The sequence below is a fragment of the Paenibacillus sp. J2L1-98 genome, from assembly GCF_056269405.1.
Genome location: NZ_JBWDNW010000019.1, coordinates 25,540 through 40,633, shown reverse-complemented (window position 1 = coordinate 40,633; position 15,094 = coordinate 25,540). Strand labels below are relative to the sequence as shown.

15 protein-coding genes are annotated in these 15,094 nt (G+C 49.7%); 3 read left to right on the top strand and 12 right to left on the bottom strand.

The genetic code is table 11. The annotated features are described in order from the left end of the window. The 8 genes from ruvX to cymR all read right to left on the bottom strand — a co-directional run bounded on the left by ruvX (position 1) and on the right by cymR (position 7,310). A complete protein-coding gene (gene ruvX / locus AC0YNZ_RS24365) occupies positions 1-417 on the bottom strand; it encodes a Holliday junction resolvase RuvX (protein ID WP_475829082.1) in 417 nt (138 codons plus the stop codon). Between the two features lie 26 nt (positions 418-443). Beyond that, positions 444-704: an IreB family regulatory phosphoprotein gene (locus AC0YNZ_RS24360; RefSeq protein WP_054028150.1), complete on the bottom strand. Its 261-nt coding sequence runs from the start codon at positions 702-704 to the stop codon at positions 444-446. A 50-nt stretch (positions 705-754) separates the two neighbouring features. After that, on the bottom strand, positions 755-3,388 hold the full coding sequence (gene alaS, locus AC0YNZ_RS24355) for an alanine--tRNA ligase (RefSeq protein WP_475829081.1): 2,634 nt from the start codon (positions 3,386-3,388) through the stop codon (positions 755-757). Between the two features lie 346 nt (positions 3,389-3,734). Then, complete coding sequence (locus AC0YNZ_RS24350) at positions 3,735-4,805, bottom strand: AI-2E family transporter (RefSeq protein WP_475829080.1); 1,071 nt, start codon at positions 4,803-4,805, stop codon at positions 3,735-3,737. Positions 4,806-4,958: 153 nt separating this feature from the next. Beyond that, on the bottom strand, positions 4,959-5,156 hold the full coding sequence (locus tag AC0YNZ_RS24345; RefSeq protein WP_110771562.1) for a hypothetical protein: 198 nt from the start codon (positions 5,154-5,156) through the stop codon (positions 4,959-4,961). Positions 5,157-5,159: 3 nt separating this feature from the next. Further along, positions 5,160-5,705: a PRC-barrel domain-containing protein gene (locus tag AC0YNZ_RS24340; protein WP_475829079.1), complete on the bottom strand. Its 546-nt coding sequence runs from the start codon at positions 5,703-5,705 to the stop codon at positions 5,160-5,162. Between the two features lie 17 nt (positions 5,706-5,722). Then, positions 5,723-6,877 (bottom strand): cysteine desulfurase family protein, encoded by a 1,155-nt coding sequence (locus AC0YNZ_RS24335; protein WP_475829078.1) that lies wholly within the window; start codon positions 6,875-6,877, stop codon positions 5,723-5,725. A gap of 13 nt (positions 6,878-6,890) precedes the next feature. After that, positions 6,891-7,310: a cysteine metabolism transcriptional regulator CymR gene (cymR, locus tag AC0YNZ_RS24330; RefSeq protein WP_110771559.1), complete on the bottom strand. Its 420-nt coding sequence runs from the start codon at positions 7,308-7,310 to the stop codon at positions 6,891-6,893. 202 nt (positions 7,311-7,512) lie between these two features. On the opposite strand from cymR, the gene mnmA reads away from it, so the two are divergent. Then, entirely contained in the window at positions 7,513-8,640 is a 1,128-nt protein-coding gene (mnmA, locus tag AC0YNZ_RS24325; protein ID WP_475829077.1) for a tRNA 2-thiouridine(34) synthase MnmA, read from the top strand. An 88-nt stretch (positions 8,641-8,728) separates the two neighbouring features. On the opposite strand, the gene AC0YNZ_RS24320 is transcribed toward mnmA, so the two are convergent. Beyond that, positions 8,729-10,072, bottom strand: a complete 1,344-nt coding sequence (locus tag AC0YNZ_RS24320) for a hemolysin family protein (protein WP_475829076.1) — start codon at positions 10,070-10,072, stop codon at positions 8,729-8,731. A gap of 376 nt (positions 10,073-10,448) precedes the next feature. Between AC0YNZ_RS24320 and AC0YNZ_RS24315 the strand changes: the two genes are divergently transcribed. Continuing rightward, entirely contained in the window at positions 10,449-11,018 is a 570-nt protein-coding gene (locus AC0YNZ_RS24315) for a copper resistance CopC family protein (RefSeq protein ID WP_475829075.1), read from the top strand. Further along, the gene (locus AC0YNZ_RS24310; protein ID WP_475829074.1) at positions 11,018-12,103 is read left to right on the top strand and encodes a copper resistance D family protein; all 1,086 of its coding nucleotides are present in this window, start codon (positions 11,018-11,020) and stop codon (positions 12,101-12,103) included. Before AC0YNZ_RS24315 ends, AC0YNZ_RS24310 begins: the two co-directional genes overlap by 1 nt. Before the next feature lie 65 nt (positions 12,104-12,168). Here AC0YNZ_RS24310 and AC0YNZ_RS24305 read toward each other — a convergent pair whose 3' ends face one another. The 3 genes from AC0YNZ_RS24305 to AC0YNZ_RS24295 form a co-directional block, all read right to left on the bottom strand. Further along, entirely contained in the window at positions 12,169-13,473 is a 1,305-nt protein-coding gene (locus AC0YNZ_RS24305) for a replication-associated recombination protein A (RefSeq protein WP_475829073.1), read from the bottom strand. A 176-nt stretch (positions 13,474-13,649) separates the two neighbouring features. After that, positions 13,650-14,321 (bottom strand): YdeI/OmpD-associated family protein, encoded by a 672-nt coding sequence (locus AC0YNZ_RS24300; protein WP_475829072.1) that lies wholly within the window; start codon positions 14,319-14,321, stop codon positions 13,650-13,652. Beyond that, a complete protein-coding gene (locus AC0YNZ_RS24295) occupies positions 14,318-15,073 on the bottom strand; it encodes a tRNA threonylcarbamoyladenosine dehydratase (RefSeq protein WP_056632945.1) in 756 nt (251 codons plus the stop codon). Before AC0YNZ_RS24295 ends, AC0YNZ_RS24300 begins: the two co-directional genes overlap by 4 nt. Between the last annotated feature and the right edge of the window lie 21 nt (positions 15,074-15,094).

Below are 15,094 nucleotides of genomic sequence, written 5' to 3'. Positions count from 1 at the left end.
TCACCTTTTCGCTTTAGAATCGAGATAATTTTGCAAAATAAGCGTTGCCGCCATTTTGTCTATTACGAGCTTTCGCTTCTTCCGGCTGACGTCCGCTTCAATCAGCGTCCGTTCGGCAGCTACCGTAGTCAGCCTTTCATCCCAAAGGTGAACAGGTATGTTTAGTTTCTGCTTAATCTGTTCTGCAAATTCCATGCAAATTTCCCCACGTGGACCGATGGTACCGTTCATATTTTTCGGCAGACCGACAACGATTTCACTAACTTCATGCTCCTTTACCAGCTCAGCTATGCGGTCAAATTCGCTTCCGTCGCGTCTGCGTTCAACTACTCCGGTCCCTTGTGCGGTCCAACGAAAGGCGTCGCTGACAGCAACTCCAATATTGCGGTCACCGTAATCCAATCCCATCAATCTCATGTCTTGTCCGGCTCCTGCCTGCTTTGTTATTGTTTCTTATGGTTTAGATAAAACCGGACAAGCTCTTCAATTAATTCGTCTCGTTCTTTCTTGCGAATTAAACTTCTGGCGTTGTTATGCCGCGGAATATACGCGGGATCTCCGGACAGCAAATACCCAACGATCTGGTTAATCGGATTGTATTCTTTCTCCAGCAGCGCTTCATGCACGGATAGCAGAATGTCCTGAGAAGATTCAACCCCCTCCGCCTTCACGTTAAACTTCATTGTTTTGTCCATGGAACTCATCGCCAGCACCTCGCTTTCCAAACCACTTTTCAATGAGATATACATTTATATCATATCACATTTGTTTGATTAAGAACTAGTTCTTCCGCAAGTTTCAAAGCTTCATCCAATTTTGATGTATCTTTTCCGCCCGCTTGCGCCATATCCGGACGTCCGCCGCCGCTTCCGCCGCAGTGAACAGCAGCCTCTTTTACGATTTTGCCTGCATGGAAGCCTTTTTTAACAAGATCCGCCGAAACCGCAGCGGCCAGGTTAACTTTGTCATCAGCGATCGCTCCAAGCACGATAACACTTGACTCAAGTTTCAGCTTCAGCTCATCGACAATCCCCCGCAGCGCGTCCATGGAAGGCGCGCTTACTTTTGCGCAGAGCACCGTAATGCCGCCAACTGTTTTCGCGTTTTGCTCGAGCGAGCCCGCTTCGATGCGGCTTAGCTTCGCTTGCAATGACTCATTGTCGCGCGAGAGTTCCTTCATCTGGCCGTACAAGGCCTCAATTCGTTTCGGCACATCATTCGTATTCGATTTCAGCAGGGAAGCCGATTGCTTAAGCAGCTCAAGCTGGCCTTCCAAGAAGTTATAAGCATGCTTACCTGTAACAGCTTCAATTCTCCGAACGCCCGAGCCGATACCGCTCTCGCTGAGCAGCTTGAAAAGTCCGATTTGCGAAGTATTGCTTACGTGACAGCCTCCGCATAGCTCTAAGCTGTAGCTGCCAACCTGTACGACGCGCACCTCATCGCCATACTTCTCGCCAAACAAGGCCATAGCGCCCATCGCTTTCGCTTCATTCAAAGATTTCGTATCGATCGATACGGCCGTACCCAGCCAAATTTGCTCGTTCACACGGCGCTCGATGGCAACAAGCTCTTCAGCCGTAATGCTGCCAAAATGCGAGAAGTCGAAACGCAGACGCTCAGCCTCAACGAGGGATCCCGCTTGATTGACATGGTCGCCAAGCACCTCTTTAAGCGCTTTGTGAAGCAAATGCGTTGCCGTGTGGTTCTTGATCACATCATCGCGTACTGCTCTCGTAACAACCGCCTCAGCAACTTCGCCCGTACGCACGGTGCCTGCCGTAACTACGGCATGATGAACGCTTTGACCGTGAGGCGCCTTCGTCACATCTTTGACCTGGAGGGTAAAACCCTTACCCGTAATCGTTCCTTTGTCGCCGATCTGTCCGCCGCTTTCTGCGTAGAAAGGCGTGCGATCCAAAATAACAACTACTTTGCTGCCTTCAGCTGCAGCATCAACCAGTAAATCGTCGTGTACGATTGCAATGATTTTAGACTCAGTTACCAGTTCATTATAGCCAACAAACTCGCTTTTAATCGTAAAATCGCCAAGCGGACCGCCTTGAACCTTCATGCTTCCTGTGTCTTGGCGTGCTGCGCGCGCACGATCGCGCTGTGCTTCCATAGCTGCGTCAAAGCCTGCGCGGTCAACCGTCATTCCGTTCTCCGAAGCATAGTCTTCTGTCAAATCGAACGGGAAGCCGTAAGTGTCATATAAACGGAATGCATCGTCGCCGTTAATTTCTTTGTTGCCTGCTTTCGCTGCTGCAGCCACCAGTTCGGACAGCATAGCTAGGCCGTCCGACAACGTCTCATGGAAGCGTTCTTCCTCCGTGCGGATAACACGCTCGATAAACTCGCGCTTCTCTACAACCTCCGGGTAATAAACGCCCATTACCTCGCCAACGACGGATGTCAGCTCATGCAGGAACGGACGGTCGATACCGATTGTCTTTCCATAGCGCACTGCGCGGCGGAGCAAGCGGCGGATAATGTAGCCGCGGCCTTCGTTCGACGGCATTACGCCGTCGCCAACCGCGAACGCAACGGTACGGATATGGTCGGCGATGACTTTGAGCGCAATGTCATGCTCTTCGTTTGCTTTGTAGCTGACCTTAGCAATTTCGCAAGTACGATCTATAATCGGACGGAACAAATCCGTATCGAAGTTTGAATCCACATCCTGCAAAATCGAAGCAAAACGCTCGAGTCCTGCGCCTGTATCGATGTTTTTGATTGGAAGCGGCGTATAGCTGCCATCCTTATTATGGTTGAATTGCGAGAACACGACGTTCCATACTTCAAGGAAGCGCTCATTTTCTCCGCCAGGCCAGCATTCCGGATCATTCAGGTCGCCGTACTTGTCGCCGCGATCGTAAAAAATTTCCGTACAAGGTCCGCACGGGCCCTCGCCGATATCCCAGAAGTTCTCATCCAGCTTATAGATGCGCTCAGCAGGAATGCCGATTTTTGTATTCCAGAACGTAAATGCTTCCTCATCCTCAGGATATACCGTTACCGACAAGCGATCCGGATCAAAGCCGATCCATTGCGGCTCGGTTAGAAACTCCCATGCCCAAGTAATGGCTTCTTCTTTAAAATAATCGCCGATCGAGAAGTTGCCCAGCATCTCAAAAAACGTATGGTGACGGCGGGTCTTGCCGACGTTCTCAATATCATTCGTACGGATACATTTTTGCGAGTTCGTAATACGCGGGTTCTCCGGAATAACGCGGCCGTCAAAATAAGCCTTCAATGGCGCCATGCCTGCATTGATCCATAGCAAGGAAGGATCGTTATGCGGTACGAGGGACGCGCTCGGTTCAATTTTATGGCCTTTGCTTTCAAAAAAAGCAAGCCATTTTGCACGAATTTCACTAGCTTTCATTAATATAAGCCCCCTTTAATTGATAAAACACAAAAACGCCCCTGTCATAGACAGGGACGAATAAATTCGCGGTACCACCCTGGTTATTGCACAGCATGCGCAATCGCCTTCATTGGACGATAACGGGTCCACCCGGTGAAGTTCTTTCACACTCCGAAAAGAGCTTTCGGCCACTCTTCGTTATAAAAGCTTTCTCAACCAACGCTCAAAAGCTCCACAAGGAACCATAGCGAAGAAGCTTTCTCTCTGGCTAACGGGCTATGACGTACTTCATTTCGTCAACGTTTTATCCAAATATGATAAACACTTGATTAATTAAAAATTATAGCTACACCCCTTACGCCTGTCAAATAATCTTTCGCCGCACGTAATAAGCAAACATATGCTGAATAATGACCTTGCAGGCGGCAAAGATGGGAACGGCTAAAATCATGCCGACGATACCCGCTATTTCGCCGCCGACAAGCAGGGCAAAAATAATCGACAAAGGATGCATATGAAGCGTTCGTCCTACGACCTGTGGAGAAACGACGTTTCCTTCAAGTATTTGGCATACAGCGTTTACGATGCCGACTAGGATAACCATTTTTATGGATACGGTTGAAGCCATCAGCAGCGCGGGAGCAGCCCCAAAAAACGGCCCTAAGTATGGAATAACATTCGTAATGGCAACGATTCCCGCGAGCAGCAAGGCATAGGGCATTCCAATAAATAAGTAACCGAAATACGCAAGCACTCCCACGATAACGCAGACCAAAAATTGACCGCGAATATAGCTGCCGAGAGCCGTATCAATATCCTTTAACAGCCTGACTGTATTTTTACGATGCGTCTTGGGCACGTACGTAATAACGGTCCGTTCAAATACGTCAAAATCTTTTAATATATAGAAAGCAAGAAACGGAATAATGAATGTGATAAATAGGACATTCACCATCGATCCGATATTATTCACAAAATTAAACAGGCTGTCCGAAAGCTTCTTCTCCATATGCATCAACGATTTATTCACGCCGTTGCGAATGCTCTCCGGCAAAAACGAAGTATTATTTATGTCGGTTACGATATTTTGGGCGCGCATCGACAGCTCCGGCGCATGACGGTTCAATTCCTGCACCTGATTGATGAACATCGGAATCAAATTAACGAGCAGCACCGTAATGACCGCGCAAAACACAGCATAAATAAGCAGGACGGCGATCGTCCTTGGCACTTTCCGGTCATGAAGCATCGTAACGATCGGGTTCAGAACATAGGATATTATCATCGCGATGATGAAGGGAGCAAGCACGGATTTCAAAAAATCATAAACGTTAACGATAAGAGGTTTTATAAGCAGCATCAGATAAATGGCGAGCAAGCCTAATATCATATAAATCAGCCAAACAAACAGACGGCTTTTGGTAAAGCGTTCCACCGCCCTCACCCCCGAACTTTCTTATTCCGGCCAGCCTCAAATAGGATAAGCGGAACTAGTTCAGTATATGTACAAGCGGTGAATTTCATCCTCGAACAACAAAAAAAACGGCCAAAGACCGTTTTTCGATTTTCGTTTCTATTGCAAATCACATTAGTTGGCGTGAATCTGCGGTATTTCCTCTTCAAAGAACAAGTCGTCGAGTGAGCTAAGCGTGCCATCCTCTTCCACTTGGTAAACCGACATTTTGTCGCCGTTAACCGTCAGTTCAATGAAGCAGCCCCAGCAATAAAACTGGTGTGAACCGATCTTTCCGATATCTTTCGAATTACAGTTCGGACATCTCATCATCTTTCATTTCTCCCTATCCTTGAAATTGGAAGCTGCGACAGGCTCCAATTCCGCTTCACTGACAGCAGGAACAATAATCGCGTCTTCCCCGAGTAACACACTATCCGGATCACTCGGCGCCTTCAGCCATTTGCGCCCTTCCATCAGATCCGAAACAAAACCGTCCGTAAGCTCGTATCCTATTATTTGTGTACCCTGTTTTGGGTAAAAATAAACATCCGATATACGGCCAAGCTGCAAACCTTGGACAGTCACGACGGGCAAATCCTTTATTTTAACTAATCCTGTGTAAAAAGAACGCAGCAATAGTTTCGATTTCATCCGAACAATCACAGCTTCGCTTTCTATAATAACGGTGTCCTCGCCGCAGGATAACACGTGAGACCACTCCACTGTTTTCACAGATGAAGCAAACCACTTAGCACAATCGAGTATTAGGCCCTTAAGCAGCCAATGCTCATCGAACCAAGCATCCTTGACTGTTCCGACTAGCTTCCCGGAGTGGATCACGATAACGGGAAGACCAATAAGCTGTTGAAGTTTGATCACGCTCAGGCAGAGGCCTCCTAGTAGTTATTACGAATACGCCTCACGATTGTTCCAACTTTTTGTGCGGCATCTTCTAATTCCTCCAAAGTATTCCCCAAACCGAAGCTAAATCTTACAGCGGATTGAATTTGCTCCTGCGGTAAATCCATAGCGCGCAACACATGCGAGCGCTCAAGCGCACCGGAAGTACAGGCCGAGCCGCTTGCTGCCGCGATCCCTTCCATATCCAGGTTCATCAGCATCGTCTCCGTATCAACACCGATAAAGCTGATATTTACGATATGCGGCAAATATTGATGCTCGCTGCCATTTATAACGATGGGCACGTCAACATGCGTTTGCAGCAGCTCTATCCATCTCTTACGAAGCTTGTCCATAAAAAGTTGCTTATTTTCCAGCTCGTTCACACAAATGTCAACAGCAGCCGCAAATCCGGCAATGCCGGCGATATTTTCCGTTCCCGCACGGCGCTTTCTCTCCTGAGAGCCGCCATGCTGAATCGCGTCGAGCGGCGTCCCGTTAGCCAGGTATAGCGCGCCAACACCTTGCGGGCCGTTGATTTTATGTGCGGAGAAGCTCATCAAATCAACAGGCAGCTCACTGAGCCGATATCGGGTCCAGCCCAAGGATTGAACGGCATCAACATGAAAAATAGCGCCGCCCGCCTTAGCGATTTGTCCAATTTCTTCGATAGGCTGCAGCGTACCAACCTCGTTATTTCCGTGCATAATGCTAATGAGTCCCGTTTCCGGCGTCATTGCAGCTTGAACCAGCGCAGGCGACGTTCGTCCGGTGCTGTCAACCGGCAGCACCGTTACGGTGAATCCTTCTTCCTTGGCAAGCCATTCGCATGTATGTAGAACGGCGTGATGCTCGCCCGCTGATGTGATGATATGTGTTTTACCCCGTTTGCGCTGTGCTCTGGCCGCACCGGTCAACGCCGCGTTATCGCTTTCGGTTCCGCCGGAAGTAAACAATAATTCTGCCGGCTTGCAGCCTAGGGCAGCAGAAATAGAATCGCGCGAACGGTTCAGCTGCTGCTTGGCAGCTCTTCCGTAAGCGTGCATGCTGGACGAGTTGCCGCCAGGCCCCTGCATAATCTCAAGCATCGCTTTCGCAACGTCAGGATGCAAAGGCGTAGTGGCAGCATGATCAAAGTAGTATGTTTTCATAAGTCAACTTCCTTTAAATGTAGAACATGTAGCTGTCAGGTTTGCCTTCATCCTCAAAGTTGATGAGGTCAGCGAGCGTCGTTGAATCAAGCACTTCAGCGATGCTGTCGCGGATTCGCAGCCACAATTGACGTTTAGCAGGATCATCCTCTTCCGTAAAGTCAACAGGAGATATCGGGCCCTCAAGAATACGGATAATGTCGCCTGATGTGATCGTTTCCGGATCTTTGGATAAAACATAGCCGCCATATGCGCCCCGAATGCTCTTCACTAGACCTGCGTTACGCAGAGGTGCTACTAATTGCTCCAAATAGTGTTCGGAAAGCTGATTTCGTTCAGCAATGCTTTTGAGCGAAGTCGGGCCTTCACCAAATTTAGCCGCAAGTTCCATCATAATAGTTAAGCCGTAGCGGCCTTTCGTCGATATTTTCAAAGTGGCACCTCTTTTATTAGTTGTTATGTTCGAATAATGAAATTTCTACTCTATTAGCTCTTTAAACCTCTGTATTCCCATTTCACTTATATGTTAACATATCACGCGAGCATCGTGTGCAAAAAGGTATACAACTTCATGAAAAAGTTTTCAGCCTATGTTACAATAATAGTTGTTTGATTCGAGCAAGGTGGTGTTTACGATGGATAAACCAAAAGCTTCGACAAGGGTGGTCGTCGGCATGTCAGGCGGCGTCGATTCCTCCGTCACTGCGCTGCTGCTGAAGCAGCAAGGCTATGACGTTGTCGGCATTTTTATGAAAAACTGGGATGATACAGATGAATTCGGTCATTGCACGGCGGAAGAGGACTCGGAAGACGTTCGCCGCGTATGTGAACAAATCGGCATCCCCTACTATACCGTTAATTTTGAACGGCAATATTTTGACAAGGTATTCACTTATTTTCTGGATGAATACAAGCGCGGACGGACGCCAAACCCGGATGTCATGTGCAATAGGGAAATTAAGTTCGGCGATTTCCTGAAGCGTTCGATGGAGCTTGGCGCCGATTATTTGGCAACAGGCCATTATGCAAGGGTCGAGCGTACGGAAGACGGCTTGACGAAGCTGCTTCGAGGAGTAGATTCGAACAAGGACCAAACGTATTTCCTAAGCGCCCTCAATCAGAAGCAGCTGGCGAAAGCCATGTTCCCGATCGGGCATCTTCCGAAGCCCGAGGTGCGCCGCATCGCTGAGGAAGCTGGCCTCTATACCGCTAAAAAGAAGGACAGCACCGGCGTTTGCTTTATCGGGGAGCGAAACTTCAAAACTTTCCTAAGCGGCTATCTGCCTGCTCAAGCAGGCGATATGGTTGATATTCAGAGCGGCGAGAAGAAAGGCCGTCACGACGGCCTGATGTATTATACGCTCGGTCAGCGCCAAGGACTCGGCATAGGAGGATCAGGCTCCGGTGAGCCATGGTTTGTGGCTGACAAGGATTTGGAGCGCAACATTTTGTACGTGGTGCAGGGCGAGCGCCATCCTAGCCTTTATTCCGAGAGCCTGACGGCGAGCGGCATGAATTGGATCATGCCGGTAACGGATACCGGTACGTTCCGCTGCACAGCTAAATTCCGCTACCGCCAGCCTGATCAAGGCGTTAGCATTACAATCTTGGAGGACGGCTCAGCACATATCGCATTCGATAAGCCGCAGAAGGCAATCACTCCCGGACAAGCGGTCGTCCTCTATGACGGAGAGGTTTGTCTTGGAGGCGGCACGATTGAAACCGTCCAAAAAATTGACACTGCCGCAGCTCTCGCGAATTAAGCCTCACAAGCGACCTGCCCAACAAGGCTGCCTTCACGCGTCCATCCGATGCGTGAGAGCAGCCTTGTTTTTTTCGAAATTTCCGTTTTCAACCCAGATATTGACCGGCATGCCCTTCATTCCGTTCTCCAATTCTGCGGATAATTAGCCTGGAGATCCGCAGATGGTCCATCTCTTCGATTATGAATTCAAACTCGCCCGCGTAATCGACTCGTTGGTTATTGACGGGGGGAATTTCAATTTTGGAATAAATCCAGCCTCCGATCGTATCGTAATCGTCCGTCTCAATATCAAGGCCGAAGAAGCTGTTCACTTCCTCAATAAGCATAAGGCCGCTGACCGAGTAGGTATCGTCGTCTTTTTTTTCAAGATGCTCTCGTTCCTCGTCGAATTCGTCTTGAATCTCGCCCACAATTTCCTCCATGATGTCCTCTAACGTCACTAAACCCGAAGTGCCGCCGTACTCGTCGATCAAAATTGCGATTTGCGACTTCCGCTTCTGCATCAGCTTCAGCAGCGTGCTAATTTGCATCGACTCGGGCACGGTCGTAATCGGCCTCGTAATTTGCCTAATATCATGGAGGCTTTGCGACGTAATATCCTTCAGTAGGTCCTTAATATGGACGAAACCGATAATATTGTCCTTGTCGTTCTCGCAAACCGGATAACGCGTTAACATTTGTTCCAGTGCGAGTCTTTTATTGTCAGCAAGTGTATGACTCGTATTTAGACAAATCATTTCCGTCCGGGGGATCATAATCTCGCGGGCATTCGTTTCGGTAAAATCAAAAATATTATCTACGAGCGTAAGCTCTGTGTTATCAATTAGTCCGTTTTTGTGGCTTTCCTTCATCAGTATCCTAATTTCGTCCTCGGTGTGCGCGGAGTCCTTCTCGGTCGCAGGCTCGATTCCGATTCGTTTGAGAAGCTGATTGGCCATTCCGTTCAACACCCAAATGAAAGGATACATAAGCTTATAGAAGTAAACGAGCGGCCCTGCCGTTAACAGCGTAATCGATTCGGCCTTGCGGATTGCTACCGTTTTGGGCGCCAATTCTCCCAGTACGATATGAAGCAGCGTAATAAAGGAAAAGGCGAGAATGAAGGAGAGCGTATGAATGAATACCTCGTTACGAACGCCTATATAGCCAAATAAAGGCTCGATCACTTTGGATATGGCCGGCTCTCCGATCCAGCCAAGACCAAGCGAGGCTAGCGTAATGCCCAGCTGGCAAGCAGACAAATAGACGTCCAGATTGCCTGTCACATGAGAAGCCAGCTTTGCCCGCGAATGTCCGTCGGAGGCGAGCGTATCAATTCGGCTTCCTCTCGCCTTCACCATCGCAAACTCGGCTGCTACAAAAAAGCCGTTCATAAATACTAAAAATAAAATAAGTGTAAGGGACAGACTAATCGGTAATGGGTCATTCAACGATTTCCTGTCCTTCGCAATATGGGCAAACCAAATGCGATGACAGGCGCACCTCCTTTTTGATACAAAGATACGGCGATCTTTGTGTAATGTAAGAGCTCTCCAAGATGCCGGGCCGCCGCGTCAAATGGTAACGTCTCAAGGTAGGCTCACTCAAGACTGTAATTATGTGTATTCGTCATAGGCTAGCCTTTATACGCTTAATTCCTGCCTATTCCCGCGTTTTTTATACAGCTGAAAGAGGCAGCCTTCAACAAATGTTCATAAAGCCGCAACGAATTACACCTTTAATGATAAGCTAACGCTTCACGGAATCTGTTATAATGCAATCAGCTTAAGATGCAGGTTGTCACAATAATATGTAGGAGGCTTACAAATGAAACGGATATTGCTAATTTGCCTTGCAGCTTTGTGGCTCGTGCCGGGCGTTGCGATGGCTCATTCCAGACTAGAAAACGCTGTTCCGGCGCAGGATGCGACGGTTGCCGTCTCGCCAGAGCGCATTGAGCTGACCTTTAACACAAAGATCGAGAAGCTGAGTAATTTTAAAATATGGAATGCAGCCGGCGAGGAGATGGAAAAAGGTACAGTCGAAGTTGACGGGACGACAATGAGCGGAACTGTTCCAGCTGTTCTGCCGAATGGCATTTACACTGTGAAATGGGCCATTATCGGTGCCGATGGCCATTCCGTGGAAGGCGATTACGCTTTTACCGTCGAAACGCCCGTCGTGACGAACGAGCCGTCGCCAGAACCGGAAGCGACAACTGAAGCGCCTGCTGTGACGTCTTCCCCATCGCCTTCGCCCGAAGCAAGTGCCGATGCAGGCGGTAAAAATAACGAATCGGCTACGGGTCAAGCCGGTACTAACTACACGCCCGCGATTATTATCGGGGTCATTATTGTGGCGGCTGCTCTCGTAATGTTCTTGCGGAGGCGCAAATAATGATATATGTCAGCGAAGGCCTTCTATACGTCTGCTTCGCTATTCTGACGGGGTCCTTGCTGCTGCGGCTTGTGCCGGAGGACAAGAGACCCTCCGTTTCGGTGCCGAGCGGCTTGCTGCTGGCGTGTGTAATAGCGATTCCGGTTTTGTCTTACGTCCCGATCCATAAGCTCGCCCTCGTATTCGCCAAAGACTTTGATATGACATACAGCTCTATTCTTAAGAGCATCCTGCTCGATATCAATACCGGAAAGGCTTGGCTGTGGACTACGATCGGCTCAGCAGGGCTCGCTTTTCTGCTGGGGCTTAAAGCGTTCCGGGGCGACAAGCATATGCCTAAGGTAGCTTTGTTTGTCACATTTTTGCTGATCGTTTGGTTTGGCTATGCCGGTCACGCTTCGTCGCTTTACGGGTTTAGAGGACTGATCACGCATGCTTCCCATTTCCTCGCCGTCAGCGTATGGATCGGCATATTATTCGTCGTAAGCTGGTTTTCCAAGGACAATGCCAATTGGGAAGCATTTCTGCGGTGGTTTTCACCCGTCGCGATTGCTTGCGTGCTGGTGACCCTTCTAGCCGGCTTTGTCCTTATGTCGTTCACGACGCCGGAATATGTGAACGCCTGGATGCTGCCTTACGGGCAAATGCTCCTTATCAAGCATTTATTGATTTTGCCTTTGCTGCTGTTTGCCTACTCGAACGGCTTCATCTATAAAAAAATGGCAAAAAGCAATCCTGCCTTCAACCCGAGGCGATGGCTGCAAGCGGAAAGCATCATCGCGCTGCTTGTGCTCGCGGCTACCGGTGCGCTTGGACAACAAACGCCGCCGCACACCGTGAAAGAAACGCTGCAGACCGTCTCGCCTTCGCCGCTTTTCACATCGGTCTACAAAGGCAGCTTCAGCCCCGACATCGCCTTGCAATTTACGCTGCATATGGAGAGCATACTCATGCTTGCCGCAGCTGTGCTGATGGCCGGAGGATTGATCTGGATGTACCGTGCGAATAAGCTTATCCCCGCTTTTATCATGGGGTTATTGACTGCCGTTTTCGGTTATTTCGGTCTTATGTTTTCGATTGCGTAAAGTATGTAAAAGGGACTGTTCCTAGACATCTAGGAAAGTCCCTTTTTAGATTTGCAGCAGGATCATTAGCCTCTGCGTTTCTGCTGGTTTTGCTTGATTTTATCTTCCATCCCCTGCTCCGTTGCCTTGTAAAAGGTCATTCCGCCAAGCCTGTCGGGCAAATACTGCTGCTTCACATAATGATTCGGGTAGTCATGCGGATATTTGTAGCCTTCATGCCCAAGCTGCTGCGCGCCTTTGTAATGAGTATCACGCAGATGAAGCGGCACCTCCGCTCCGCCCGCACGTTCGATAGCCGCCTCCGCATTGCCAATCGCGATTGCCGTCGCATTGGACTTCGGGCTCTCTACCGCAAATAAAATCGCCTGCGATATATTGTATTTGGCTTCCGGCCAGCCAATTTTATGATAAGCATCCATCGCGGTAACCGCCTGTATCATCGCTTGCGGATTCGCAAGTCCAATATCCTCGCTGCATGCAACGATCAGCCTGCGGATAAAGGTCATCGGATCCATGCCCAGCTTCTCGACCGCATATAAAAACCAGAACAGCGCCGCGTCACTTGAACCGCGCACGCTCTTGTGGAACGCCGAAAGCACATCGTATTGCGTCGACAGATCGGCGCGTATCGACGGCTTCCGTATCGACTCCTGCGCCACCTCCAGCGTCAAGCGTACCGAGCCGTCCTGCTCCGACGGCGTTGTCACTGCGGCCAGCTCAAGCGCATTGAGCGCACGGCGAATATCACCGCCCGCCATAGCAGCAATATGCTGCAGCGCATCCTCATCGACTTGTAAATCCATAAAGCCGAGCCCCCGCTCGCGATTGGCTAACGCTCTCCTCATCGCTTCATAGGCATGCGCCTCGCCAAGCGGCTCCAATTGAAACAGCGTCGATCGGGACAATAGTGCGCCGTTCACATGATGAAACGGATTTTCCGTCGTCGCTCCGATAAAGATAATGATTCCCTGCTCGACAGCCGGCAGCAGCGCATCCTGCCTTGCCGTATTAAAGCGGTGCACTTCATCTAAGAAAAGAATCGTCTTCTTGCCATACATCGCTTTATTCGTGCGGGCCTGATCAATAACCTCGCGCACATCCTTAACGGATGCGTCCACGGCATTCAGCTTCACGAACTCGCCGGCCGTCCGCAGAGAAATGATGTGGGCTAACGTCGTTTTGCCGCAGCCCGGAGGTCCGTATAACAAAATAGACGACACCTGATCGCCTTCGATCGCCCTGCGCAGCAGCTTTCCCGTACCTACTATATGCTCTTGCCCAATATATTCATCTAGTGTCTGCGGCCGCATGCGGTCCGCGAGCAGCCTTGCGCGCGGCAATTCGGCTTCTTGATATGAAAATAAGTCCATCCTGCTCCCCAACCTTCTACCGTCTGTTAACCCGATCATAGCATACAAGCACATTTGTTCGCCAGACAGCGGTTAAATCTCTTTAATCGTTGGATATCCTGTCCCATAAGAAAAAATAGCCGCATCGCAGAAAAAAGCTTTTAAGCTTTTTTCCCGATACAGCTATTTTCTCGTTCTTATTTGTCGGATGGAGATTTAAGTCCTCTCTCCAGCTTATCAACCGCAGCCGCAACCCGATTCGCGCGCGTTTCCTCACGCTTCGCATCCATAATCCACTTCACAAAGTCGCGTCTCTTCGCTGTAGTCAGACTTTTTTGGAAAAATTGCTCAGCCGCAGGAGATGCTTGCAAAGCAATTGCAAAGTCTTCCGGCAAAGGAGTCTCCTCTGCTTTAGCAGCGGCAGGACGCGGGCTTGTCGTTCCGGCCACGGCTGCCGAAGCTGTGCGGCGGCTTGCACCGCTCTTTGCAGCACCAGCAGGCCGGTAACGCATAGAAGACCATGTATCGTCCATCGCGATCAAAGCGACACCTTCCACATTCAGTGTCAGCATATGCTTCCAGCCCGTATCGCGGTTAATATCAGTCTTGATTTTGGACGATCCCTTCGGATAAGTGATCCAGAGCATGCCGTCTTCCTTAACAGCCCGAACGGCGGCCGGCGCATGCTCTGCCAGCTCGGCCATATTTAGAACGAATAGCAGTACGAAATCATACTGCTCTTCCCCGTCAATGACCGTTGAATCGGCGCTTAAGCCCAGCTCCGCCAAGTAATGGCCAGAAGGCGGCTTTAGCACGAGCGCCTTCATCTCCGGCGTTAATCTCAGCTTTTTGACAAGCGCTTCATTCATAGCTCAATACCGCCTGCAGCAAGCAGATCGTTCACAACGACGCTGACCATGATCAGACCGGCAACCGGGGGAACGAACGCATTGCTGGCCGGAGGCTGCTTGGCCTTACGAATCTCTGGCGCATTTTCCGGAACAATCTTCTTCGTTACATCCTCGCGCGGCTTCATCGGAGTCTCTGTCGAGAATACGACCTTCACGCCGCGCTTAATCCCTTCCTTGCGCAGCTTCGTACGGATAACCCGCGCCAAAGGATCGGTATGCGTCTTCGAAATATCGACGACCTGGAACTTCGTAGGGTCCATCTTGTTCGCAGCGCCCATACTCGAAATAATAGGTATTTTCCGCTCCAGGCATTGTTTGATCAAATGAATCTTATACGAAATCGTATCCGATGCATCTAACACATAATCGAGCGGATACTCAAAAAACTGCTCGTACGTTTCCTCCGTATAAAACATCCGCAGGGCTACTACATCGCATTCGGGATTAATGAGCTTGATCCTATCGCGCATGAGCTCTGCTTTTGGCTGTCCGACAGTTGTCGTGAGCGCATGAATCTGACGGTTGACGTTCGTAATATCCACAACGTCCTTGTCTACGAGTATAATACGCCCAACGCCGGTACGTGCAAGCGCCTCAGCAGCAATGCCGCCAACACCGCCGATGCCGAGCACGGCAACCGTGCTCCCCTTCATTAGCGCAAGCCCTTCTGGCCCGATAGCCAGCTCTGTACGTGAAAATTGGTGAAGCATCAGGCTGCCGCCTCCTTAGCA

Coding starts and splice junctions, on each gene's coding strand:
- ruvX (WP_475829082.1), bottom strand. CDS start 417: ATGAGATTGATGGGATTGGATTACGGTGACCGCAATATTGGAGTTGCT.
- AC0YNZ_RS24360 (WP_054028150.1), bottom strand. CDS start 704: ATGAGTTCCATGGACAAAACAATGAAGTTTAACGTGAAGGCGGAGGGG.
- alaS (WP_475829081.1), bottom strand. CDS start 3,388: ATGAAAGCTAGTGAAATTCGTGCAAAATGGCTTGCTTTTTTTGAAAGC.
- AC0YNZ_RS24345 (WP_110771562.1), bottom strand. CDS start 5,156: ATGATGAGATGTCCGAACTGTAATTCGAAAGATATCGGAAAGATCGGT.
- AC0YNZ_RS24335 (WP_475829078.1), bottom strand. CDS start 6,877: ATGAAAACATACTACTTTGATCATGCTGCCACTACGCCTTTGCATCCT.
- mnmA (WP_475829077.1), top strand. CDS start 7,513: ATGGATAAACCAAAAGCTTCGACAAGGGTGGTCGTCGGCATGTCAGGC.
- AC0YNZ_RS24315 (WP_475829075.1), top strand. CDS start 10,449: ATGAAACGGATATTGCTAATTTGCCTTGCAGCTTTGTGGCTCGTGCCG.
- AC0YNZ_RS24310 (WP_475829074.1), top strand. CDS start 11,018: ATGATATATGTCAGCGAAGGCCTTCTATACGTCTGCTTCGCTATTCTG.
- AC0YNZ_RS24305 (WP_475829073.1), bottom strand. CDS start 13,473: ATGGACTTATTTTCATATCAAGAAGCCGAATTGCCGCGCGCAAGGCTG.
- AC0YNZ_RS24300 (WP_475829072.1), bottom strand. CDS start 14,321: ATGAATGAAGCGCTTGTCAAAAAGCTGAGATTAACGCCGGAGATGAAG.
- AC0YNZ_RS24295 (WP_056632945.1), bottom strand. CDS start 15,073: ATGCTTCACCAATTTTCACGTACAGAGCTGGCTATCGGGCCAGAAGGG.